The organism is Pseudomonas sp. TSO6 (assembly GCF_056098905.1).
Window position 1 is genome coordinate 79292 of the sequence record NZ_JBLZWV010000044.1, and the last position, 23161, is coordinate 102452.

Below are 23161 nucleotides of genomic sequence, written 5' to 3' on the forward strand. Positions count from 1 at the left end.
ACCCCACTCGGGACGACGGGAAACCACGCCGGTCGATTAACTTTCAAGGCCCGCACGGCTTACCGCCGAGCCTGCTTCAATAAGGGCCGCACGACGCCCGGGGCGACCTGCAGCCGAAATACCTTGTCAAACAACTGCCAGTGGCGAATTCGCTTCCTTTATTACTCAGGATCGATTTCGTTGAACTGGCAATATTCTTCCCACCCCATCCCCAGCGCCTCGGCCACCTCGCGGTGCGTCTCCAGGCGCATGGCCTGCAGCTGCCCCGGGGTTTCGGCAATCAATTGCAGCGCCAGCTCCCAGGGCTGAATGCCCTGCTCATCGGCCGCATCCTCGAATGCCCACTCGATCTGCTGGGCCTGCTCGCGCGCATCCAGCTCACGAATCTCTTCGAGCAGCTGCGGGTTGGCCTCGGCAAAGCGCTGTAGCGCCAGGGCCTGACGGGATTCTTTTGCAATCATTGAGCTGTTCCTCTGCCGGCCAACCAGGCCGGTGTGTCAACCGGCTGAAATCTAACAGCTTTTATTGGGATGCCACTAGAGGATTGCAAGGGGTCGAATGTGAATTGGCCGTGAGGGCGTGCGCCACGACATTTTCAGCGCCTGTGAGGCCGGGCGCCGCCCGCGCGGCGCTTCGCAGCACAAGGCTGCTCCTACATTTGTTTCGGGCCAGTCAATCCTGTGGCAGACGCACGCGACCGCCTTGTTTGTACGGCGCGATATCGCGTCATACGCCAAGGTGTTCGCGCGCAAATCTCACAGAAATAATTGGCCCGAAACAAATGTAGGAGCAGCCTTGTGCTTCGAAGCGCCGCGCGGGCGGCGCTCGGTCTCACTGGCGCCGAAACACCCAAGCCATACACACCACAACCACTCAAAACCCAAAACAAAAAGGCGCCCGATCTCACGATCAAGGCGCCTTTTCTGGAATATGGGGTGGACGATGGGAATCGAACCCACGACAACTGGAATCACAATCCAGCGCTCTACCAACTGAGCTACGCCCACCATATTGCAGTGTTGCGGTGTTGCAGTACAGCTTTACAGAAGCATGGTGCGGACGAAGAGACTCGAACTCTTACAGCTTGCGCCGCTGGAACCTAAATCCAGTGTGTCTACCAATTTCACCACGTCCGCGTAACGCTTAAAACAAAGGCGCCAGATGCTATCGAGGCGCCTTTGAAGAATATGGGGTGGACGATGGGAATCGAACCCACGACAACCGGAATCACAATCCGGCGCTCTACCAACTGAGCTACGCCCACCATATTGCATTACAACCTTACTTGCTTGCCCATGCTGCCTAATGGCGCACCCGGCAGGACTCGAACCTGCGACCATCCGCTTAGAAGGCGGATGCTCTATCCAGCTGAGCTACGGGCGCTTAAGCTTGAAGCCTAACCGAACGAGTCATTAACAGGTAACTGCTAAACCACTCATTCTGCCCGACTTAGCCAACCAGTGCTAGGCTGTGCCCGACAAGTGCGGCGAATCTTATAGGCGACCCCGAAAGTCGTCAACACCTTTTTCAAAAAAATTTAAATTATTTAAGGGGTTAGGGGATTTGCCCGACCACCCGCCTTTGCCCTTGGCGCGTGTCGTGCGAGAATACGCGCTCTTTATTGTTTCCTTCTCGATGGTTAATCACGCGTCTATGACTGCACACCTAATCGATGGCAAGGCGATCGCCGCCAGCCTGCGCAAGCAGATCGCTCAACGTGTCGTGGAGCGTCGCCAGCAAGGCCTGCGTACGCCAGGCCTGGCAGTGATCCTGGTCGGCACCGACCCCGCCTCGCAAGTCTATGTCTCGCACAAGCGCAAGGACTGCGAAGAGGTCGGTTTCATTTCGCAGGCATTTGACCTGCCCAGCGAAACCTCGCAGCAGGCCCTGACCGAGCTGATCGATCGCCTCAATGACGAACCGGCTGTAGACGGCATCCTGCTGCAACTGCCGCTGCCGGAGCACCTGGACGCCTCGCTGCTGCTCGAGCGCATTCGCCCGGACAAGGACGTGGACGGCTTCCACCCGTATAACGTAGGCCGCCTGGCCCAGCGCATTCCGCTGCTGCGCCCCTGCACACCGAAAGGCATCATGACCTTGCTGGAAAGCACTGGTCAGGACTTGTATGGCATGGATGCGGTGATCGTTGGCGCCTCCAACATCGTGGGTCGCCCGATGGCCATGGAGCTGCTGCTGGCCGGCTGCACCGTGACCGTCTGCCACCGCTTCACCAAGGACCTGGCCGGCCATGTCGGGCGTGCCGACCTGGTGGTCGTGGCTGCCGGTAAGCCGGGCCTGGTCAAGGGTGAGTGGGTCAAGGAAGGCGCCATCGTCATCGACGTGGGCATCAACCGCCAGGAAGACGGCAAGCTGGTCGGCGACGTGGTCTACGAGACCGCCCTGCCGCGCGCGGGCTGGATCACCCCGGTGCCGGGTGGCGTCGGGCCGATGACCCGGGCCTGCCTGCTGGAAAACACGCTGTATGCGGCGGAAGAGCTGCATAAGTAATAGCGCGTGATGCGAAAACGGCACCTCTGGCAGGTGCCGTTTTTTTTGCCTGTGATTTATGCATTGGCCCTGCTGGCCTCTTCGCGGGCTTGCCCGCTCCCACAGGAACACCGCAACCCTTGAGAGCGGTGCAGTGCCTGTGGGAGCGGCCGAGCCCGCGAAGAAACCAACGCGGTGCTCAGCCGATCACTTGCGCGCCGCCTCCCACGACTTCAGCAGTTCGGTGTAGCTGACTGTCTCGCCCTTGGGCTTTTCGTTGGCCAGCTTGGGCTTCGGTGCGCCCGGCTGGTCGAACCAGTACTGGGCGTCTTTCTCCGGGTTCATCTTGGGTGCACAGGTCGCCTGGGCATTGGAGCGCTGCAAGCGTTCCATCATGCGGTCCTGGTCGCGGGCCAGGCCGTCCAGGGCTTCCTGCGGGGTCTTCTCGCCACTGGCCACTTCGGCGATATGGCTCCACCACAGCTGCGCCAGCCGCGGGTAATCCGGCACGTTGGTGCCGGTCGGCGTCCACTGCACCCGCGCCGGGCTGCGGTAGAACTCCACCAGCCCGCCCAGCTTGGGCGCCAGGTCGGTCATGGCCTGGGAGTTGATGTCCGACTCGCGAATCGGCGTCAGGCCGACGATGGTCTTTTTCAGCGACACGGTCTTGGAGGTGACGAACTGGGCATACAGCCACGCCGCCAAGCGTTGCTTCTCGGGGGTGGACTTGAAGAACGTCCACGAGCCGGTGTCCTGGTAGCCCAGTTTCATCCCCTCCTCCCAGTACGGCCCCTTCGGCGAAGGCGCCATGCGCCACTTCGGCGTGCCGTCGGCATTTACCACCGGCAAGCCAGGCTTGGTCATGTCGGCGGTAAACGCGGTGTACCAGAATATCTGCTGGGCAATGTTGCCCTGCGCCGGTACCGGGCCGGCTTCGGAGAAGGTCATGCCCTGGGCCTCCTTGGGCGCGTAGGCACGCATCCAGTCCACGTACTTTTGCGTGGCATAGACGGCCGCCGGCCCGTTGGTGTCGCCGCCGCGGGTCACGCTGGAACCCACAGGATGGCAGTCCTCGACGCGAATGCCCCATTCATCCACCGGCAAGCCGTTGGGCAGGCCCTTGTCACCGCCACCGGCCATGGAGAACCAGGCATCGGTGAAGCGCCAGCCCAGCGAGGGGTCTTTCTTGCCGTAGTCCATGTGCCCGTAAACGCGCTTGCCGTCGATTTCTTTGACGTCTTCGGTGAAGAACTTGGCAATGTCCTCGTAGGCCGACCAGTTCACCGGCACGCCCAGCTCATAACCGTACTTTTCCTTGAATTTAGCCTTCAGCTCTGGGCGCTCGAACCAGTCGGCGCGGAACCAGTACAGGTTGGCGAACTGCTGGTCGGGCAGTTGGTAGACCTTGCCATCCGGCGCAGTGGTGAAGGAAATGCCGATGAAATCCTTCAGGTCGAGGGTCGGCGAGGTGTAGGCCTTGCCCTCGTTGGCCATCAGGTCGGTAATCGATTCCACCTTGCCATAGCGAAAGTGCGTACCGATCAGGTCGGAGTCGTTGACCCAGCCGTCGTAGATGTTCTTGTCCGACTGCATCTGCGTCTGCAGTTTCTCCACCACATCGCCTTCCTGCAGCAGGTCGTGGGTCAGCTGGATGCCAGTGATCTCGCTGAAGGCCTTGGCCAGCACCTTGGATTCATACTCATGGGTGGTGATGGTTTCCGACACCACATTTATCTTCATGCCACGGAACGGCTCGGCGGCCTTGATGAACCACTGCAATTCAGCCAGTTGCTGTTCAGGGGTAAGGGTTGAGGGCTTGAACTCACTGCCGATCCATTTTTTTGCTGCATCTTCGTACTGGTCGGCCCAGGCAGCGCCATGCGCGCTGGCCAGTACCAGCAACGCGGCAAGGGTCAAATGTCGCCTGTTGTGCTTGTTATCGAACATTGTGATCTCCCGTTTCAGTTATCCCACAGGGCCGCTCGCTCAGCCCCAGCGCAGCACCACCACCAGCCACGCCAGCGATAGCAGCGAGGCCACCCACAAGGGCCAGTCGCTGACGCCGACCACCAGCAGGTGCAGGTAGGCGCTGGCCAGCAGGCCGATGAACAAGCGGTCACCACGGCTGGTGACCAGCGGCAAGAAGCCCCGGCGCGCTACGCAGGGGCGGCGCAGTTCAAGCAGGGTCATGCCCACCAGCAGCACGCCAACGGCGACGAAGAACAGCGCCGTCGGCAGGGTCCAGGCCATCCACTCCATGCATTGCCCTCCTCACACCCGGCCCAGGGCAAAGCCCTTGGCCACATGGTTACGCACGAACCAGATCACCAGCATGCCCGGCAAGATGGTCAGTACCCCCGCCGCCGCCAGCACACCCCAGTCGATGCCTGATGCCGACACGGTGCGGGTCATTACCGCAGCAATCGGCTTGGCGTTCACCGAGGTCAGGGTGCGCGCCAGCAGCAGTTCGACCCAGGAGAACATGAAGCAGAAAAACGCCGTGACGCCTATGCCGGAGCCAATCAGCGGAATGAAGATTTTCACGAAGAAGCGCGGGAAGCTGTAGCCGTCGATGTAGGCCGTTTCGTCGATTTCCTTAGGCACCCCCGACATGAACCCCTCCAGGATCCACACCGCCAGCGGCACGTTGAACAGGCAGTGGGCCAGGGCCACGGCGATATGGGTATCGAACAGGCCAATCGACGAGTACAGCTGGAAGAACGGCAGCAGGAATACCGCCGGTGGCGCCATGCGGTTGGTCAGCAGCCAGAAGAACAGGTGGCGGTCGCCGAGGAAGCGGTAGCGCGAGAAGGCATACGCCGCCGGCAACGCCACCAGCAGCGAAATCAGCGTGTTCAGGCACACGTAATACAGCGAGTTGAGGTAGCCGCTGTACCAGCTGGCGTCGGTGAAGATCACCCGGTAGTTGTCGAGGGTGAACGCCTGCGGCCACAGGGTCAGGCCACCCAGGATCTCGGTATTGCTCTTGAACGACATGTTCAGCAGCCAGTAGATCGGCACCAGCAGGAAGAAGAAGTACAGCAGCAGGGCCAGCGATTTGCGCGTGCTCATGGCCTAGTCCTTGTCGGCATGGGTCATGGCTGTGTAGAACAGCCACGACACCAGCAGGATGATCAGGAAGTACACCAGCGAGAACGCCGCCGCCGGGCCCAGGTCGAACTGCCCCACGGCCATGCGCGTGAGGGTCTGGCTGAGGAACGTCGTGGCGTTGCCCGGCCCGCCACCGGTCAGCACGAATGGCTCGGTGTAGATCATGAAACTGTCCATGAAGCGCAGCATCACCGCGATCAGCAGCACGTTCTTCAGCTTGGGCAGCTGGATATGGCGGAACACCGCCCAGCCCGAGGCACGGTCGATGCGTGCAGCCTGGTAGTACACGTCGGGGATGGCGCGCAGCCCCGAATAGCACAGCAATGCCACCAGCGAGGTCCAGTGCCACACATCCATCACCAGCACGGTGAGCCAGGCGTCGAACGGGTCGCCGGCATAGTTGTAGCTGACCCCAAGCTTGGCCAGGGTGGCGCCAAGCAGGCCGATGTCGGCACGGCCGAAAATCTGCCAGATGGTGCCGACCACGTTCCACGGGATCAGCAACGGGATCGCCATGATGATCAGGCACACCGAGGCCATACGCCCCTTGGTCGGCATGGTCAGGGCAATGCCGATACCCAGCGGGATCTCGATCAGCAGCACGCAGGCGGAGTAGATGAACTGGCGCAGCAGCGCATCGTGCAGCGCCGGGTCACGCAGCACCTGGCGGTACCAGTCGGCACCGACGAAGTAGCGGTTGGACTGATCGAAGATGTCCTGCACCGAGTAGTTGACCACCGTCATCATCGGTACCACTGCGCTGAACGCCACCAGCAGAAACACCGGTAACACCAGCCACCAGGCCTTGTTGTTCTGCACCTTGTTGCTCATGGCCCGGCCTCCAGCAGCACATCGTCGACGTACAACATCAGCCACTGCGCCGGCAGGCTGACCCAGGCCTGCTCCACGGGCAACGGACGGTCCTCGCCCAGCCGCGCCTTGAGCGCGACACCGCCCAGTTCGAGGGTGACGATGCGGTAGGTGCCCAGGTCTTCGACATCCAGCACCCGTGCAGGGTGGGCACCCTCGAACGGGCTGTCCCACAGCTGCACGAACTCCGGGCGAATGCCCACCTGCAGTCGCCCACCCGCCGTCACCGCCAGGCGCTCGCGCAGGCCATCGGGCAGCGCCAGGTGGACATCGCCGAACACCACCCCGTCCGCCTTGGCACGCACGTCGATCAGGTTCATCCCCGGGCTGCCGATGAAGTAGCCAACGAAGGTATGCCGCGGCCGCTCGAACAGTTCGCGCGGGGTGCCGAACTGGACAATGCGCCCGCCGTGCATCACCGCGATCTTGTCGGCGAAAGTGGAGGCCTCCAACTGGTCGTGGGTGACGTAGATCATGGTGATATTGAACTGCTCGTGGATCTGCTTCAGCTTGCGCCGCAGCTTCCACTTCAGGTGCGGATCGATCACCGTCAGCGGCTCGTCGAACAGGATCGCCGACACGTCATCGCGCACCAGGCCGCGCCCCATGGAGACCTTCTGTTTTTCGTCGGCACTGAGGTTGCGCGCCTTCTTGCGCAGCACGCCAGCCAGGTCGAGCACCTCGGCAATTTCTTCCACCCGGGCACGCACCCGGGCTTCATCCAGCCCCTGGTTGCGCAAGGGGAAGGCCAGGTTGTCGAACACCGTCATGGTGTCGTACACCACCGGGAACTGAAACACCTGGGCGATATTGCGGGCCTGTGGTGACAGCTGGTTGACCGGTTTGCCGTCGAACAGCACTTCGCCATGGGACGGCGTCAGCAGCCCGGAAATGATATTGAGCAAGGTCGACTTGCCGCAGCCCGACGGCCCGAGCAAGGCATAGGCACCGCCCTGCTCCCACACATGATCCAGTGCGTGCAGGGCATAGTCGGCCTCGCTGGCGGGCTGGCGGCTGTAACTGTGCGCCAGTTGGCGCAGGCGGATTTCGGCCATCACCTTCTCCTTGCCTGGCGCAACCCCGGGGCCTGCACCAACGTCCCGGCGCTGTCGAAGACGAACAGCTTGTGCGTGGGGATGAACACGCGAATCGGCGTGTCCACCTGGTATTCGTGCACACCGGGCAGGTGCAGGACCATGCGCCAGTATTCGTTGCGCACATGCAGGAAGGTTTCTGAACCGCTGATCTCTGCCAGTTCCACCAACACCGCCAGCTCCAGGTCATCGTCATGGGCCGGCACCAGGGTGATATGGCTGGGGCGCACGCCAAAGCGGTAGTCGCCCTCGGCCAGCGGCTGCAAGTCGGCATTGCGGGCAAAGTGTACAGCCTGGGCAAGGCTCACCTCGTTGCCACTGATACGGCCCGCCACCAGGTTTATCGGCGGCTCGGAAAACAGCTCGGCAGCCAGCACACTGCCCGGGCGCTGATACACCTCGGTGGTGGGCCCGCTCTGCACGATCCGGCCTTCGTGCACGAGAGTGGTGGTGCCGCCCAGCGCCAGCGCCTCGTTGGCCTCGGTGGTGGCGTACACGGCAATGCAATGACGCGCCGCAAACAGTTCGCGCAGTTCTTGGCGCAGGCCTTCGCGCAACTTGTAGTCGAGGTTCACCAACGGCTCATCGAAGAGGATCAACGAGGCATCCTTGACCAACGCCCGGGCCATCGCCGTGCGTTGCTGTTGGCCGCCGGAGAGTTCCAGCGGCAGGCGCTGCAGGTAGGTTTCAATGCGCAGCATCTCGGCGGTTTCCTGCACCCGCCGGCGGATCTGGTCCTCGGCCATGCGCGCCTGGCGCAGCGGCGAGGCGATGTTTTCGAACACGCTCAAGGTCGGGTAATTGATGAATTGCTGATACACCATCGACACATTGCGCTGGCGTACCGGCACACCGGTGACGTCCTGGCCATCCATCAGCACCCGGCCCTGGTCCGGGCGGTCGAGCCCCGCCATCAGGCGCATCAGGCTGGTCTTGCCGGCGAGGGTGCGGCCCAGCAGCACGTTGAACGAACCGGGCTCGAAGCGCAGCGAAGCCTCGACGATCCAGGGCTGGTTATCGACGCTGCGGCTGACTTGCTCCAGCACCAGGGACATGGCGTGGCCTTCTTGTGATTGTTGTCTGCGGTGCACAGCCAGTTCCGTGCCAGTCGCCCCCCCGGTGCTCTGGTCCGGGGCCTGGGTGGCAGCGCTGGCAAATCGCGGCTTCACACCTGAACACAATCACTGAACAACTGAACACTTGCCGGTTTGACAATGAACACCCGTGGACAACACTGAACAGCGGTCGGCCCATAACAACAACCCAAAGGACAGGCCCATGGCCGCATCCGCTTCCACCCACGCCCAGCTGATCCAGGCTTCCTGGGCCCGCTGCCGCGATCACGGCCTGCAGCCGCAGCACGCGCCGGATTTCGACTGCCTGACCCGCACCGAGCTCAGCGCCCTGCTGGAACAGCGCCAGGCTCTGCTGCGCCTGACCCGCGAGGAAGTACTGCCGCAATACACACACCTGCTGGGCAACGCCAGCTACCTGGTGATGCTGGCCGATGCCAGCGGCTGCATACTCGATAGCTGGGGCTCGCGGCGTTTCATCGAGCCGAACCAGCAGCAGGGTTTCAGCGCCGGTGCCCATTGGCTTGAGCGTGGCGTCGGCACCAATGCCCTGGGCACCACGCTGATTTGCGCCCAGGCGATCCACGTGGGCCAGGACGAGCACTTCCTGCGCCAGAACCGCTACATGTCCAGCGCAGCCGCCCCCCTGTTCGACGCCGCGCGGCAGCTGGTCGGGGTGCTCGACGTTGCCAGCGACGGCTACCTGCCGGCCAGCCAGACGCTTGGCCTGGTGCGCATGATGGGCCAGAGCCTGGAAAACCGCCTGATCCTCGCCGAGCATGCCGACCGGCATGCGCAGCTGATCTTCAATAGCGCCTCCGACAACCTCGACAGCCCTTGGGCCGGCCTGCTGGTGTTCGATGAGCGCGGGCAGGTGCTGGCCGCCAATCACCGGGCCGACAGCCTGCTCGGTGGTAATCCGCTGCGGCAGAACATCGAGCAGCTGTTCCAGTTGCCCCTGCAACAGCTGCTCAGTCATCCCCGAGAACAGGCATTTGCCCTGCAAGCCACCGGGCGCAACCGCTTTCATTGCCAGTGGCATCCCCCAGGCAAAACCGCTCGCCGCCCCGAGGCCGACAGTGGCGAGCCGCGCCTGGAAAAAGCGTTGCAACAGGCCGGCCTGTTACTGGAAAAGGACATCCCAGTGTTGGTGCAAGGTGAAACCGGCGTCGGCAAGGAAGTGTTCGTCGACAGCCTGCACCGCGCCAGCAGCCGCGCCAACCGGCCGCTGGTCGCCGTCAACTGTGCGGCGATCCCCGCCGAGCTGGTGGAGTCGGAGCTGTTCGGCTACGACAAAGGCGCTTTCACTGGCGCGCACCACAAGGGCAACCCGGGGCTGATTCGCAAAGCCCACCACGGCATCCTGTTTCTCGATGAAATCGGCGACATGCCACTGCCTACACAGGCACGCCTGCTGCGTGTGCTGCAGTCGCGGAGCATCCAGCCGCTGGGCAGTGGCGAGCCGGTGGCAGTGGATATCCGCGTGGTGTCGGCCAGCAACCGCGACCTGGCCGAAGAAGTGCGCGCCGGGCGCTTTCGCCAAGACCTGTATTACCGTATCGCCGGCCTGGCCGTGGTACTGCCGCCGCTACGCGAACGCGGTGACCGGCGCCAGTTGATCGAGCAGGTGCATGCGCGTTTTCGCGACCCCGGGCAACCCGCGCGGCTGTCCCCGGCCATTATCGACCTGCTGGATCAACACCCTTGGCCAGGCAACCTGCGTGAACTGGCAAGCGTGCTGCAAGTTGCGCTGGCCTTGGCGGGCAACGGGCCTGTCGGCGTCGAGCACCTGCCTGCCGGCTTTCTGGCCGAGTCGCAGATGGCGGTGCTGGTGGCGGCCGAAGAGACTGACCTGCAGATGCTGGTCGAGCAAGCCAACGGCAACCTCTCGGCGGTCGCACGTCGGCTCGGGATCAGCCGCACCACGCTGTACAAGCGTTTGCGGGCGCGATGAAGCCATATTTGCACCAATGCTGCACTTGACCGCGTTCATTCAGCCAATTTGGCTGTTATTGCATCCAGGCCAGTCAGAGCGGCTGATGGCCGTTCAAGGGTCGCGCCACTGCACCGGCTGGCGGTAGGTCTGCGCCCAAGCTTGCACTTCACTGGCCGGCATCGGCCTGGCGATGCAATAGCCCTGCGCCAGCTCGCAGCCCAGGCCCATCAACACCCTGCCGTGTTCCACACTCTCCAGGCCTTCGGCTACGACCTCGCGGCCGAAGGCTCGCGCCAGGCCGATCACCGCGGCGGTCAGGGCAAGGTCATCCTGGTCGTGCAGGATGTCCCGCACGAACGACTTGTCGATCTTGATCGTCTGGGTCGGCAAGCGTTTCAGGTAACTCAACGACGAGTAACCGGTGCCGAAATCGTCCAGCGAAAAGCGCACGCCCAGCGCACGACAGGCGTCCAGGCAGCGGCTGACGTGCTGCAGGTTGTCGATGGCCACTGACTCGACGATTTCCAGGTCCAGCCGCGACGGGTCCACCTGCGGGTACGCTGCCAATAGCTGCTGCAGGCGCTCGGTAAAGTCACTGCGCTGTAGATGCCGTGCAGCGATGTTCACGCTCAATGACCAAGGCTGCCCCTGGCGCCCCCAGGCCTGCAGCTGGCTCAGGGCCTGGCCGATCACCCATTCGCCGATTTCGACGATCAGGTCGGTCTGCTCAACCCAGGGCAGAAAATCGCCGGGCGGCACCACGCCACGGCCTGGCCGCTGCCAGCGCAGCAAGCCCTCGAAACCTAGCACCTGGCCACTGCGCAGGTTGACCTTGGGCTGGTAATACAGGCACAGCTCGTGGTTGTTCAGGGCCCGTCGCACCCGCGCCACCGTCTGGTGGGTGGCCTTGAGTTCCTGCTCCTGCGATACGTCGAACAAGTGATAGCGGTTGCGCCCGCGCTGCTTGGCCACATACATGGCCTGGTCGGCGTGGCGTACCAGCGTATCGGCATCTTCGTCATCCTGGGGGTACAGGGTCACGCCGATGCTGGCGCTGAGCGACAGCGTGTGTTCGCGTACCACACAGGGCGCCGCCAATGCCCGCAACACCCGCCTCAGGGCTGCATGCAGCTGGCGCTCATCATCGACATTGCGCAGGATCAGCACGAATTCGTCACCCGACAACCGGGCCACGGCATCAGCACCGCGCAAGATACTCTCCAAGCGCTGCGCCACCTCCACCAGCAGCAGGTCGCCCACGGCATGCCCGTAGCCGTCGTTGACCGCCTTGAAGCCATCCAGGTCGAGCATGCACACCGCCAGCGAGATGTCTTCGCGGCGCGAGTAGGCCAGGGCCTGGTTCAGCAGGTCGGACAGGTAGGCGCGGTTGGGCAGGCCAGTGAGCACATCGTGGCCCACCCGCCATTGCAAGGTATGCAGCAGCTGGCGCTTCTCGGTGACGTCAAAGCGGATCGACACATACTTGCGCACCTGGCCAGTCAGCGGGTCGACCAGTGGCACCATGGTGCTGTCGACCCAGTACAGCGAACCGTCCCGGGACCGGTTGCAGATTTCGCCCTTCCACACCCGCCCGGCGGTCAGGGCCTGCCACATGCCGACGAAGAATGCCGGCTCGTGCAGGCCAGAGTTGAGAATACGGTGGTTGGCGCCCAGCAGCTCCTCGCGGCTGTAGCCCGAGATGCTGCAGAACTGCTGGTTGACGTACGTGATGTTCCCACGCAGGTCGGTTTCGGAGAAGATCGCGGCCGCGTCCACGGCCGCACGATAGTTATCATCCATGAAGCATCCTGCCTTAGCGGTTGAAGCGCTCCACCAGGGCGCGCAAGCCAACGCACACCTGTTCCAGTTCGGCCCCGCGCGAGGCGGCAGCGTTTGCGCTTTGAGCGCTGTGCTGGGCAATGCCGGCCACGCCATTGATCTGCCGCGAAACGTCTTCAGCCACTGCCGACTGCTGCTGCGAGGCGGTGGCCATCTGTTGGCTCATGTCACTGATACGCTGCACCGCATCACGAATGCCATGCAGTGCTTCGCGGGTTTCCTGTACCTGGGCAACGCCCTGCTCTGCGCCCGTGATGCCCTGGCTGGCAATTGCCACGGCTTCCTCGGCGCCACTGCGCAGGGTGTCGATGATGGCCTGGATGTGCAGGGTCGACTGGCGGGTCTTGTCAGCCAGCGCCCTCACCTCATCGGCGACCACGGCAAAACCACGGCCCTGTTCGCCCGCACGCGCGGCTTCAATGGCTGCGTTCAGGGCCAGCAGGTTGGTCTGCTCGGCAATACCGCGGATCATCCCGGCCGCCTCGGCGATGGCACCGGTCTGACCGGCCAGGTGGCTGACTGCCTGGTTGATCTGGGTCACCGTGCTGGCCAAGGTGCGAATGGCCGCGCCGCTGGCATCGGCCACCTGGCTACCCTGTTCGGCCAGCTGGTGGGCCGTGTGGGCTTCGGCCGCAGTCAACTGCACGTGGTTGGCCACTTCACCGATGGAGGCCGCCATCTGGTTCATTGCCGTGGCGCTCAGGTCGGTTTCTGCGCGCTGCTCCAGCAACGCTGCCTCGGTGCTGCGTGACAACTGCCCGGCATCGTGGGCCGCCACGGCCATTTGCCCGGCCAGGTCGCTCAACCGCGTCAACGCAGTTTTCAACCGTGCCTCTTCGCTGATCAGCATCAGTTGCAGCTGCCCGGCAGCGCCAGGCAGGTCGCTGTAAGTCAACGCCGCGACCGGGTCGGCGAAGGTACCTTCGGCCCCCGCGACCACCTGCTGCATCTGGCGGCCGAGGGCGTTGCGTGCCCACAGGCCATAGGCCATGAACAGCCCCACGGTCAGCCCTTGCCCCACCAGGCCAGGCCACAGCTGGTTGGCGCCCAGCGCCAACAGCCCACCGGCCAGGGGCAACGCCAGGGCCTGCACCAGCAGGCTCAGCCGACGCGGCACCGACAGTACCGCCTGGCCGGTACGCATCCGTGCATACAGGGCCTCGGCGCGGGCCACCTGCTCACGCGTGGGGCACACCCGTACCGACTCATAGCCAACCACCCGCCCGCCTTCGAGGATAGGCGTGACGTAGGCGTTGACCCAGTAATAGTCGCCGTTACGGCAGCGGTTCTTGACGATGCCCATCCAGCTCTTGCCAGCCTTCAGGTAGCGCCACATCAACTCGTATACCGCCGGCGGCATGTCCGGGTGGCGCACCAGGTTGTGCGGGCTGCCGATCAGTTCGGCATCGCTGTAGCCGCTGATGGCGGCGAATTCGGGGTTGCAATAGGTGATCAGGCTGGCGGTATCGGTAGCGGAAATCAGCCGCTGGCCAGAGGGAAAACGTTGCTCGACCGGGGTTACCGGCAGGTTGAGGCGCACGATGAGACTCCATTCAAGGGGTGCCAGGCGCCTGCTGCGAGCCTTTGCGGGATAAAAAAATCCGTCAATGCGCTCTTGGTGACTGCCCGGTCAGGCGCGGGATTCTACGAGTCCCGCCACATAAAGCAAATAAACCTTACGGATCATGGCGCTATCGATGATTCAACGTTCCCGGCTGCGCTTGGCAAGCTGATTGCAGCGGTATTCCCGGCAGTGGCCGGGCCCTGCACAAACGCGTACCGGCTCCCCTCACGGCACGCACCGAAGTAGAGCCTGGCAAGCCAAATTGCACCACAACTGGTCAGACCGGTAAGGCCAAAAACCCTTGCAATGTCGGATTTTTCGCGCTTTTATGGCTTCGCGCTGAACAAACCGGTAAGACCACAATAATTAAGTCCTGCGCTCTTTCGCCCCGTGCGGCTACCGAAGCAAGGACACCGATCAGAGACTCCCCCCATGCTCAAATGGTGCTCGCGTTCGATATTCCTGCAAGTCGTGCTCGGCCTTGCCCTCGGCATCGCCTGCGGTCTCAGTTTTCCCGACCTCTCCCTGCAACTCAAACCCCTCGGCGACGGCTTCATCAAGCTGATCAAGATGCTCATCGGCCTGATCGTGTTCTGCGTGGTGGTCAGCGGTATCTCGGGCGCGGGCGACCTGAAAAAGGTCGGGCGCATCGGCCTGAAGTCGGTGATCTACTTTGAAGTGCTGACCACCCTGGCGCTGGTGATCGGCCTGGTGTTCGCCTTCAGCAGCGGCATCGGCAGCGGTGCCAACATCCACCTGGACCAGTTGTCCAGCGCCGATGCCAACGGCCTGGCCGAGCGCGGCCAGCACATCCATGGCGCCACGGCGTTCTTCATGGACCTGATCCCCACCTCGGTGGTGGGTGCCTTCGCCGACAACAACATTCTCCAGGTGCTGCTGTTCTCGGTGCTTTTCGGTAGCGCACTGAACCTGGTGGGTGACTCGGCCGCCGGCATCTCAAGGCTGATCAACGAACTGAGCCATGTGATCTTCCGCATCATGGGCATGATCGTGCGCCTGGCCCCCATCGGCGTGTTCGGCGCCATCGCCTTCACCACCAGCAAGTACGGCCTGGAGTCGCTGCAGCACCTGGGCGGGTTGGTGGCACTGTTCTACCTGACCTGCGCCGGCTTCGTGCTGATCGTGCTGGGTACGGTGATGCGCCTGTCGGGCCTGAAGCTGCTGCCATTGATCAAGTACCTGCGTGAAGAGCTGACCATCGTCCTTGGCACCGCGTCGTCCGACGCCGTGCTGCCACAGATCATGCGCAAGCTGGAGCACCTGGGCATTGGCAGCTCCACGGTCGGCCTGGTCATCCCCACCGGCTACTCGTTCAACCTCGACGGCTTCTCCATCTACCTGACCCTGGCCATCGTGTTCATCGCCAACGCCACCGGCACGCCGCTGGAAATGACCGACCTGCTGACCATCCTGCTGGTGTCGCTGGTGACTTCCAAGGGGGCTCACGGCATCCCAGGCTCGGCGCTGGTGATCCTCGCCGCCACCCTGACAGCCGTGCCGGCGATTCCGGTGGTGGGCCTGGTGCTGGTGCTGGCGGTGGACTGGTTCATGGGCATCGGCCGGGCATTGACCAACCTGATTGGCAACTGCGTGGCGACCGTGGCCATCGCCCGTTGGGAAAAGGACATTGACCTGGAGCGCGCGCAGAACGTGCTCGACGGCAAGCTCGGCTTTACCCCGACGCCGCGCAAACAGCCCAACACACATCATCAACAGGAATTTTGACCGAAAGTGGCCGGCGATGACGCCGGCCCTTGCAGGAGCGAACCGTGATCAGCTCATCGACCGTCGTCACCTCAGTGGTGGAAAAACTGCGCCAGGCCCTGGCCCGGGGCCAATGGCGCACCGGCGACATGCTGCCGGGCCAGCGTGAGCTGGCCGAACAGCTGGGCATCAGCCGCCCAAGCCTGCGCGAAGCGGTGACCGTACTGGAAACCCTGGGCCTGGTACGCTCGCTGCCGGGCAAGGGCGTACTGGTACTGGACGCCGACGCCGTCATCCCGGAACCAGGCATGGACACCAGCGCTGCGGCCAGCCTGGCCGATGTGCTGGAGCTGCGCTACACCCTCGAACCCTTCATCGTCGGGCTGGTGGCGCAGTCGGCCAACAGCCAGGACGTCGGCCAGTTGCGCCTCACCCTGATGGACATGCGTGAAGCGCTGGAGGCCGATGACAGCGAAGCCGGGGTAAAAGCCTACATCGCGTTCCATGAGGCGTTGTTCACCCTTACCACCAACCCGATCTTCCAGAGCGTGGTGCAGCAGACCGGCAATGCCTTGAAGCAAAGTGCCGACATGCTGCGCAATTCGCCGGAACACCTGGCCGCGCGGCTCAAGGAAAACGAAGCCGTGGTACGCGCCATTCGCGAACGCAACAGTGCCCAGGCCAGCGCCCAGATGCGCCAGCATATTCTGGCCGAAGGCCAGCGCATGGGCATCCCGTTGAACATCCCGGACGACCACCCGCGCCCATGACCCCAGGAGAGCGACCATGAACGCCGCCCCCCACCTGCCAGCCCTGCTGGCTGCTGGCGAAACCCGCCTGTCGGCCGAGCAGATCTACCCTCGGCTGTTCGACGCCATTCTCGAACAGCGCCTGCCACCGGGGGCCCTGTTGCCCGAGCAGGCGCTGGGCCATGCCTTTGGTGTCAGCCGCACCGTGATTCGGCGTGTACTTGGGCGCCTGTCCGACCAGCAGGTGGTGGTGCAGCGCCCCAGCCACACCGCGCACCTGGCCGCGCCCGACCCGGACCAGGCGCGCCAGGTGCTCAGTGCCCGGCGCCTGGCCGAAACCACACTGATCACCCTGGCTGCCCAGCGCGCCCGGCCGGCGCAGGTGCGCCAGCTGCGGCAACTGGTGGACCGCGAACGCCAGCACCATGAAAGCGGCGAACGTTGCGCGGCGATCCGCCTGGGCGGCGAGTTTCACCTCAAGCTGGCGCAGGTGGCAGCCAATGCGCCACTGGCGCGGTTTCTCAATGGCCTGGTTCCCATGACCTCGCTGATCATCGCCCGCTACGAATCGCCGTGCTGCGACCACTGCGCCTGGCAGGAACATGCGGCGATCATCGATGCCGTGGAGCAAGGCAATGCCGAGGCGGCGCTTGGGCTGATGCACAAGCACCTGGACCGCCTGGAAGAAAAGCTCGACCTGAAATAGCCACTCATGCTGACGCGGTCCCTGTAGGAGCAGCCTTGTGCTGCGAAGAGGCCATAGCTGGCGAAGATGATCTTTTGCCTTGCCGGCCTCTTCGCAGCACAAGGCTGCTCCTACAGGGGCCGCGGTGGCCGGGCGATGGGCTGCACAGCAGCTCCAATAACCCCACCCTATACTGCGAGAACCACCCCAGCCTCTACTAGGGAGGCGGTTGCGTGAGTTCTCGAATCCCTCTGCTGCTGTGCCTTCTGCTGGCGCTCGCCGGTTGCGCGGGCAAGCGCCCGCCTGCCCCGCCACCCCCTGCGGTGCTCACGCCCGCCGCCTGGCAACGCATCGACCAGGAACTGATCGACGCCTCGGTCGGTGCAGCCGGCTCGGCCAATGACTATGCGCGGCGCTCCATGCGGGTGTGGCGGGAGCAGGTGCAACAGCGCACTGAAAGTGACTTCATCCCCTGGTTCACCGGCTACTGGACCCAGCAGTGGCTGACCCTCAAGGTGGCCTGGTACAAACTGGACAGTGGCAAAGGCCGGGAACCTGCGGAAAAGCGCCTGGCCCTGTACCTGCAGGAGCAGTACCACGAGCGGGTGATCGAGCCGGTGGCCGAACAGATCAACCCCGAGGGCATCCGCGACCGGGCCTGCGAGCTGTACCTGCAACTGTTCGGCCAGCAGCTGCCAGCCATCATCAGCCGCTACAACGCACCGCCCGAGCAGCTCAGCCAGCGCCTCAACCGGATCCCCGCCATCGCCCTGGGGCCACCGGATGCCCGCAATGCCAGCCTGTATCAACTGCTACGGGCCAAGCCGCTGGACCAGCAGCCGGCCTGGCAAGCCATGCGCCAGCACCTTCATCAACTGGCCAGCAAAGGCCCCGGGAAGACCGATGTCGGGCTGAATTCGGTGGCCACCCAGGCGAGCGACAAGCTCGGCGCTACCCTGGCCCCACGCGGCATCGCCAGCGCCGTGGCATCGGCAGTCGGCAAAGTGGCAGGGGCCATGATTTCGATCGCCGCGGCCGGCTACGGCATGATGACCCATGACCGCGAGCAGCCGCAGATGGTCGAGCAGTTGCGGGTGATCCTCAACGTGGCACTGAACCAGGAATGGCAGGAGTTGATGGAAAACCGCCAGAGCGGGGCAATGGCGGGGGTGTATTACCTGTCGGGGCAGGTTGAGGACAGCTTGCTGGCCAGCATGCCGCGGCCAGCCGAGCAACCGGCTGAGCAGCAGGTGAAGCAGCAGCAAGAACCTTTGATCATCCGCCTGCCGCCTTAGGCGGTAGCCATGGCCGAGCTGGGCAGCCCAAACACCCGGTCAAACGCCCAGTTGTAGGCAAAGGTGTAACACGGCACCAGAATGATGAACGCCATGTCCACCAGCAGCGCTTCAACCAGCGTCATGTCCAACCACCAGGCAATCAGCGGGATCAGGTACACCACCAGGGTCAGCTGAAAACCGATGGCATGCGCCACTCGGCGCCCCACGCTGCGACCGCGCTTGGCCTGGCGGCTCTCCCAGTGTTCGAACAGGGTGTTGTAGACCAGGTTCCAGAGCATGGCGATGGTGGTGATCATGACCGCCAGTGGCCCGGTATGCGACGCCTGGGTGTCCGACAGGTAGGCCAGCCCGAGGGTCGACATGCACAGCCCGATCAGTTCATAGAAAGTCACGTAGACCAGTTTGCGTTTCAGTCCCTGCACCCGGGGTTACCTCCAATGACAATAGCGATGGGGCGCGATCATGCTTCATCGTGCTTGACAGCAAAAGTCAGCAGCTGTCAGATCTACTGACAGGAGGCTGCCATGAACTTTTCCAGCGACAACATCCAGCTGTTTCTTGCCGTGCTCGACCGCGGCTCGTTTTCCGCCGCCGCACGCGCCCTGCAGCGGGTGCCCTCGGCCGTGAGCATGGCCATCGGCAACCTTGAGGCCGAGCTGGGCTACAGCCTGTTCGAACGCGGCTCACGCGAGGTCCGGCCTACCGCAAAGGCCTTGGCCCTGGAGCCACACGCCAGGCTGATTGCCGAACAGCTGGGGCTGCTTCAGGTACATGCCCTGGAGCTGTCCCAGGGGCTGGAAAGCAGCCTGAGCGTGGCCGTTGTGCCAGACATCGACCACCGCCCGTTGCTGGCCGCCATCGCCAGCCTCGGCGAGCGCCACCCGTTGCTGGACATCGCCCTGCTCAGCGCCCCGCACGAAGAAGCCCTGCATCTGCTGGACAGTGGGCGGGCCGACCTCTGTGTGGCCTTTGCCGGCCTGCAGGTCGATGCCCGCCGAGGCTTCCAGCACATCGGCATGGAGTCGCTGGTGGCGACCCTGTCGCCCACCCACTCAGCCTTGCGCGAGGGGCGCATCCACTACCTCGAAGACCTGACCCGGGTGCGCCAGGTTCTTGTACGCAGCCGCGACCTGCCGCTGGCCGACCCGCGCCCGCTGATTGGTGCAACGCATTGGTCCACCGACAGCTTCGACCTGGCATTACAGATGGTCGAAGCCGGCCTGGGCTGGGGCGACCTGCCGCTGTCGCGGGTCGCGCCGCTACTGGCCAGCGGGCGCCTTGTACGCCTGGATTTTCGCAATACCCGCAACGAGTTGCAGTTGCCGGTACACATTTTTTGGCGCAAACAACAACCGCTGCAGCAGGCTGCACGGCTGTTGATCGAACAGCTGGCGAATCAGTGACTGCCGTCTGTCGAAACGCTCCTAAGAAATTACTGTAAGTGCTTCAATCTTTTACCCCTTGGGCCGATATCCCGGTCGACAGGCCCCGCATCGCGTCATGAGCGTGCTGCGCCCTCCCCTCATTGGCTCAAGGTCTCGAAACATGAACCTGAAATTTCGCCACAAGATCCTGCTCAGCGCCTGCGGCGTCGTGGTCCTGGCATTTGCCCTGTTCACGCTCTACAACGACTACCTGCAACGCAACACTATCCGCCAGAACATCGAAGCCTCGGTGCAGCAGTCCGGTGCACTGACCGCCAGCAGCGTGCAAAACTGGATGAGCGGGCGCATCCTGGTGCTGGAAAACCTGGCCCAGGACATCGGCCAGCAAGGTGCCGGCGAGACCCTGGCCGGGCTGATCGAGCAGCCTTCCTACACGCGCAATTTCCTGTTCACCTACCTGGGCCAGGCCAACGGGGTGTTCACCCAGCGCCCGGACACCCAGATGCCTGCCGGTTACGACCCCCGCCAGCGCCCGTGGTATGGCGCCGCCGCCAACGCCGGGCAAACCGTGCTGACAGCCCCGTACCAGGGCGCCGTCGGTGGCCTGATGGTGACCATCGCCACCCCAGTGAAGAGCAAGAACAATGGCGAACTGCTGGGTGTGGTCGGTGGTGACGTGACCCTCGACACCCTGGTCGAAATCATCAACTCGGTCGATTTCGGTGGCATCGGCCACGCCTTCCTGGCCGACGCCAATGGCCAGGTGATTGTCAGCCCAGACAAAGACCAGGTGATGAAGAACCTCAAGGACATCTACCCCGGCAGCAACCTGCGGGTTGCCGCCGGCATGCAGGATGTCACCCTGAACGGCCAGGACCGCATCATCTCCTTCGCCCCGGTGGCCGGGCTGCCGTCGGCGCAGTGGTACATCGGCCTGTCGATCGACAAAGACAAGGCTTACGCCGCGCTCAGCCAGTTCCGCACCTCGGCGATCATCGCCATGCTGATTGCCGTGGCGGTCATCGCCGGCCTGCTCGGCCTGCTGATCCCGGTGCTGATGAGCCCGCTGACCACCATGGGCCGCGCCATGCGCGACATCGCCGAGGGTGAAGGTGACCTTACCCGCCGCCTGACCGTGCAGAACAAGGACGAGTTCGGCGAGCTGGCCACCTCGTTCAACCGCTTTGTCGAGCGCATCCATGCCTCGATCAGCGAAGTGTCTTCGGCCACCCGCCTGGTGCATGACCTGTCGGAGAAAGTGGTCAGCGCCTCCAACGCCTCGATCAGCGGTTCTGAAGAACAGAGCATGCGCACCAACAGCGTGGCCGCGGCCATCAATGAGCTGGGTGCCGCCACCCAGGAAATCGCCCGCAACGCCGCCGATGCCTCGCAGCATGCCAGCGGCGCCAGCGAGCAGGCCCACGGCGGCCGTGAGGTGGTCGAGGAAGCGATCAGCGCCATGACCGCCCTGTCGCAGCGCATCAGCGAATCCTGCGCGCAGATCGAAACGCTTAACGCCAGCACTGACGAAATCGGCAAGATCCTCGACGTGATCAAGGGCATCTCGCAGCAAACCAACCTGCTGGCCCTGAACGCCGCCATCGAGGCGGCCCGTGCCGGTGAAGCTGGCCGTGGCTTTGCCGTGGTGGCCGACGAAGTGCGCAACCTGGCGCACCGCACCCAGGAATCGGCGGAAGAGATCCACCGCATGATCACCAGCCTGCAAGTAGGCTCGCGCGAAGCGGTGCACACCATGAACACCAGCCAGGTGTCCAGCGAGCAGACTGTGCAGGTGGCCAACCAGGCCGGTGCGCGCCTGGCCAGCGTGACCCAGCGCATTGGCGAAATCGATGGCATGAACCAGTCGGTGGCTACCGCTACCGAAGAGCAGACTGCCGTGGTCGAAAGCCTCAACCTGGACATTACCCAGATCAACGCCCTGAACCAGCAGGGTGTGGAAAACCTTAACGACACCCTGCGCCATTGCGACCAGCTGGCCCAGCAGGCCGGGCGCTTGAAGCAACTGGTGGGCAGCTTCAGGATTTAAGCCCTGTCATAGACGGCAACGGCCACCGCCTGTTGCCGCCTGTACTGGCCCAATCGCCGGCAAGCCAGCTCCCACAGCCAAAGCGCTGAACATAAGCCCTGCATATCCCTGTGGGAGCTGGCTTGCCGGCGATTGGGCTGCGTAGCAGCCCCTTATGCCACCGCCACTTTCGCGGCCCTGCCCCGCCGCACCCAAGCCAGCAACACCGCCGCCATCAGCACGAAGCCTAGGTAGCCAAAGAACGGGTACACCTCACCCACCAGGCTGATGAACCCCACCAGGCTGCAACCAAACGCCACCACCCCGGTAACCACCGAGCCCCAGCGGAACTTCGCCGTGCCCGCCGGCAGCAGCCGCGAAAGAAACGAAAACATCGTGCCCACCGCGGTGTTGACGATCATGCCGAAGATGATCAGGCACATCACCAGCCCCAGCAGCGGCGACACCTCGTTGGCAATCGACAGCATCGGCATGGGCAAGTCGGCCACGCTGTCCAGGCGCGACAACAGCCCGGCACTCATCACTAGCATGAGGCCGCCTAACGCCGCGCCACCCAGCAGGCCACCCCACACTGCGGTTTTCTCGCCCTTGGCCGACCCACCCAAGATGGCCAGGATCGGCGCACCCGCCACGATGTTGTAGGACACATACAGGAACGCGCCCAGCAGCCAGTGACGGGTGCCGGCTTGCTGCTGGCTGGCCAGGTGATCGAGCGCGGCGAAGCTCTGCTCGCGGGTGAACACGGCGTACAACGCGATTGCCGACGCCACCAGGATCAACAGCGGGGTGATGGCGCCAATGGCCAGGATGACCTTGCGCACGTCCAGGCACACGATGCCCACCACCACCAGCGTTACCAACACGCTACCGGTCAGTGCCGGAATGCCGAACTGCTGCTCCAGCAGCGCACCGCCGCCGGCCAGCATGACCACGGTGACGGCGAACATGAAAAAGGTGATCAGCCAGTCGACGAACAGGCCCAGGTGGCGGCCGCAGATGGCCTTGATCACATCCTTGTGCGAGGTGGCCTGCTGGCGGTTGCCCAACGCCGCCAGGGCCATGCCGAGGAAGGTGAACAGGGCGGCGCTGACCAGTGCGCCAGCCAACCCCCACACGCCGAAGTCGACAAAGAACAACAACAGTTCCCGCCCTGAAGCGAACCCTGCCCCCACGATCACGCCGACAAATGCGCCGGCAATCTTCAGTTGCTCTTGCATGTGAACCTCTGGATTTATTGTTGTTGTCTTACTGACACCCCATATCTCTTGTAGGCGCAGCCTTGCGCTGCGAAGAGGCCG

At 63.6% G+C, this 23161-nt stretch carries 17 protein-coding genes, 4 tRNA genes and 4 pseudogenes; 9 read left to right on the forward strand and 16 right to left on the reverse strand.

Going from position 1 to position 23161, the window contains the following annotated elements:
- Positions 1–161 precede the first annotated feature (161 nt).
- From ACN6NG_RS19940 to ACN6NG_RS19960, 5 genes are all read right to left on the reverse strand, one after another.
- Positions 162–461: a DUF6388 family protein gene (locus ACN6NG_RS19940; protein WP_474315685.1), complete on the reverse strand. Its 300-nt coding sequence runs from the start codon at positions 459–461 to the stop codon at positions 162–164.
- Positions 462–931: 470 nt separating this feature from the next.
- A tRNA-His gene (locus ACN6NG_RS19945) sits at positions 932–1007 on the reverse strand.
- 44 nt (positions 1008–1051) lie between these two features.
- A tRNA-Leu gene (locus ACN6NG_RS19950) sits at positions 1052–1136 on the reverse strand.
- A 52-nt stretch (positions 1137–1188) separates the two neighbouring features.
- Positions 1189–1264, reverse strand: a tRNA-His gene (locus ACN6NG_RS19955).
- A gap of 42 nt (positions 1265–1306) precedes the next feature.
- A tRNA-Arg gene (locus ACN6NG_RS19960) sits at positions 1307–1383 on the reverse strand.
- Between the two features lie 270 nt (positions 1384–1653).
- On the opposite strand from ACN6NG_RS19960, the gene folD reads away from it, so the two are divergent.
- Positions 1654–2508 (forward strand): bifunctional methylenetetrahydrofolate dehydrogenase/methenyltetrahydrofolate cyclohydrolase FolD, encoded by an 855-nt coding sequence (folD, locus tag ACN6NG_RS19965; RefSeq protein WP_063423873.1) that lies wholly within the window; start codon positions 1654–1656, stop codon positions 2506–2508.
- Between the two features lie 186 nt (positions 2509–2694).
- Here folD and ACN6NG_RS19970 read toward each other — a convergent pair whose 3' ends face one another.
- Genes ACN6NG_RS19970 through ACN6NG_RS19995 form a run of 6 tightly spaced genes read right to left on the reverse strand, consistent with a single transcriptional unit; the run spans position 2695 to position 8617 of the window.
- On the reverse strand, positions 2695–4434 hold the full coding sequence (locus ACN6NG_RS19970) for an ABC transporter substrate-binding protein (RefSeq protein WP_016500564.1): 1740 nt from the start codon (positions 4432–4434) through the stop codon (positions 2695–2697).
- A 39-nt stretch (positions 4435–4473) separates the two neighbouring features.
- Positions 4474–4746, reverse strand: a complete 273-nt coding sequence (locus ACN6NG_RS19975) for a DUF2160 domain-containing protein (RefSeq protein ID WP_016500565.1) — start codon at positions 4744–4746, stop codon at positions 4474–4476.
- A 12-nt stretch (positions 4747–4758) separates the two neighbouring features.
- A complete protein-coding gene (locus ACN6NG_RS19980; protein WP_016500566.1) occupies positions 4759–5559 on the reverse strand; it encodes a carbohydrate ABC transporter permease in 801 nt (266 codons plus the stop codon).
- Positions 5560–5562: 3 nt separating this feature from the next.
- A complete protein-coding gene (locus ACN6NG_RS19985; RefSeq protein WP_016500567.1) occupies positions 5563–6429 on the reverse strand; it encodes a carbohydrate ABC transporter permease in 867 nt (288 codons plus the stop codon).
- On the reverse strand, positions 6426–7523 hold the full coding sequence (locus ACN6NG_RS19990) for an ABC transporter ATP-binding protein (RefSeq protein ID WP_063423872.1): 1098 nt from the start codon (positions 7521–7523) through the stop codon (positions 6426–6428). The genes ACN6NG_RS19985 and ACN6NG_RS19990 overlap by 4 nt, the downstream gene beginning before the upstream one ends.
- A complete protein-coding gene (locus ACN6NG_RS19995; protein WP_063423871.1) occupies positions 7523–8617 on the reverse strand; it encodes an ABC transporter ATP-binding protein in 1095 nt (364 codons plus the stop codon). The genes ACN6NG_RS19990 and ACN6NG_RS19995 overlap by 1 nt, the downstream gene beginning before the upstream one ends.
- A gap of 223 nt (positions 8618–8840) precedes the next feature.
- Here ACN6NG_RS19995 and ACN6NG_RS20000 point away from each other — a divergent pair, with 223 nt between their 5' ends.
- Complete coding sequence (locus ACN6NG_RS20000; RefSeq protein ID WP_474315691.1) at positions 8841–10589, forward strand: sigma-54-dependent Fis family transcriptional regulator; 1749 nt, start codon at positions 8841–8843, stop codon at positions 10587–10589.
- 93 nt (positions 10590–10682) lie between these two features.
- On the opposite strand, the gene ACN6NG_RS20005 is transcribed toward ACN6NG_RS20000, so the two are convergent.
- From ACN6NG_RS20005 to ACN6NG_RS20015, 3 genes and pseudogenes are all read right to left on the reverse strand, one after another.
- A complete protein-coding gene (locus tag ACN6NG_RS20005; protein ID WP_061203050.1) occupies positions 10683–12371 on the reverse strand; it encodes a putative bifunctional diguanylate cyclase/phosphodiesterase in 1689 nt (562 codons plus the stop codon).
- Between the two features lie 13 nt (positions 12372–12384).
- Positions 12385–12879: pseudogene (locus ACN6NG_RS20010) on the reverse strand (methyl-accepting chemotaxis protein); the annotation flags it as partial.
- Between the two features lie 789 nt (positions 12880–13668).
- Positions 13669–13950: pseudogene (locus ACN6NG_RS20015) on the reverse strand (PAS domain-containing protein); the annotation flags it as partial.
- A gap of 456 nt (positions 13951–14406) precedes the next feature.
- Here ACN6NG_RS20015 and ACN6NG_RS20020 point away from each other — a divergent pair.
- The 4 genes from ACN6NG_RS20020 (at position 14407) to ACN6NG_RS20035 (ending at position 18428) form a co-directional block, all read left to right on the forward strand.
- Entirely contained in the window at positions 14407–15720 is a 1314-nt protein-coding gene (locus tag ACN6NG_RS20020; protein WP_016485879.1) for a C4-dicarboxylate transporter DctA, read from the forward strand.
- 44 nt (positions 15721–15764) lie between these two features.
- Positions 15765–16469, forward strand: coding sequence for a FadR/GntR family transcriptional regulator (locus ACN6NG_RS20025; RefSeq protein ID WP_016500573.1), 705 nt, complete (start codon positions 15765–15767; stop codon positions 16467–16469).
- 16 nt (positions 16470–16485) lie between these two features.
- Positions 16486–17154, forward strand: a complete 669-nt coding sequence (locus ACN6NG_RS20030) for a GntR family transcriptional regulator (protein WP_016500574.1) — start codon at positions 16486–16488, stop codon at positions 17152–17154.
- 212 nt (positions 17155–17366) lie between these two features.
- On the forward strand, positions 17367–18428 hold the full coding sequence (locus ACN6NG_RS20035) for a hypothetical protein (protein ID WP_016500575.1): 1062 nt from the start codon (positions 17367–17369) through the stop codon (positions 18426–18428).
- Here the strand turns inward: ACN6NG_RS20035 and ACN6NG_RS20040 are convergent.
- Entirely contained in the window at positions 18425–18853 is a 429-nt protein-coding gene (locus ACN6NG_RS20040; protein ID WP_016500576.1) for a PACE efflux transporter, read from the reverse strand. The genes ACN6NG_RS20035 and ACN6NG_RS20040 overlap by 4 nt on opposite strands.
- Before the next feature lie 102 nt (positions 18854–18955).
- On the opposite strand from ACN6NG_RS20040, the gene ACN6NG_RS20045 reads away from it, so the two are divergent.
- From ACN6NG_RS20045 to mcpA (ACN6NG_RS20055), 3 genes and pseudogenes are all read left to right on the forward strand, one after another.
- Positions 18956–19834 carry a LysR family transcriptional regulator gene (locus ACN6NG_RS20045; RefSeq protein ID WP_474315695.1) on the forward strand — a complete coding sequence of 293 codons (879 nt, stop codon included), beginning with the start codon at positions 18956–18958 and terminating at the stop codon, positions 19832–19834.
- A gap of 142 nt (positions 19835–19976) precedes the next feature.
- Positions 19977–21008 (forward strand): annotated as a pseudogene (mcpA, locus tag ACN6NG_RS20050) (methyl-accepting chemotaxis protein McpA); the annotation flags it as partial.
- A gap of 258 nt (positions 21009–21266) precedes the next feature.
- Positions 21267–21863: pseudogene (gene mcpA, locus ACN6NG_RS20055) on the forward strand (methyl-accepting chemotaxis protein McpA); the annotation flags it as partial.
- Positions 21864–22015: 152 nt separating this feature from the next.
- Here the strand turns inward: mcpA (ACN6NG_RS20055) and ACN6NG_RS20060 are convergent.
- Positions 22016–23080 carry a YkvI family membrane protein gene (locus ACN6NG_RS20060; protein WP_474315698.1) on the reverse strand — a complete coding sequence of 355 codons (1065 nt, stop codon included), beginning with the start codon at positions 23078–23080 and terminating at the stop codon, positions 22016–22018.
- Positions 23081–23161: the final 81 nt, after the last annotated feature.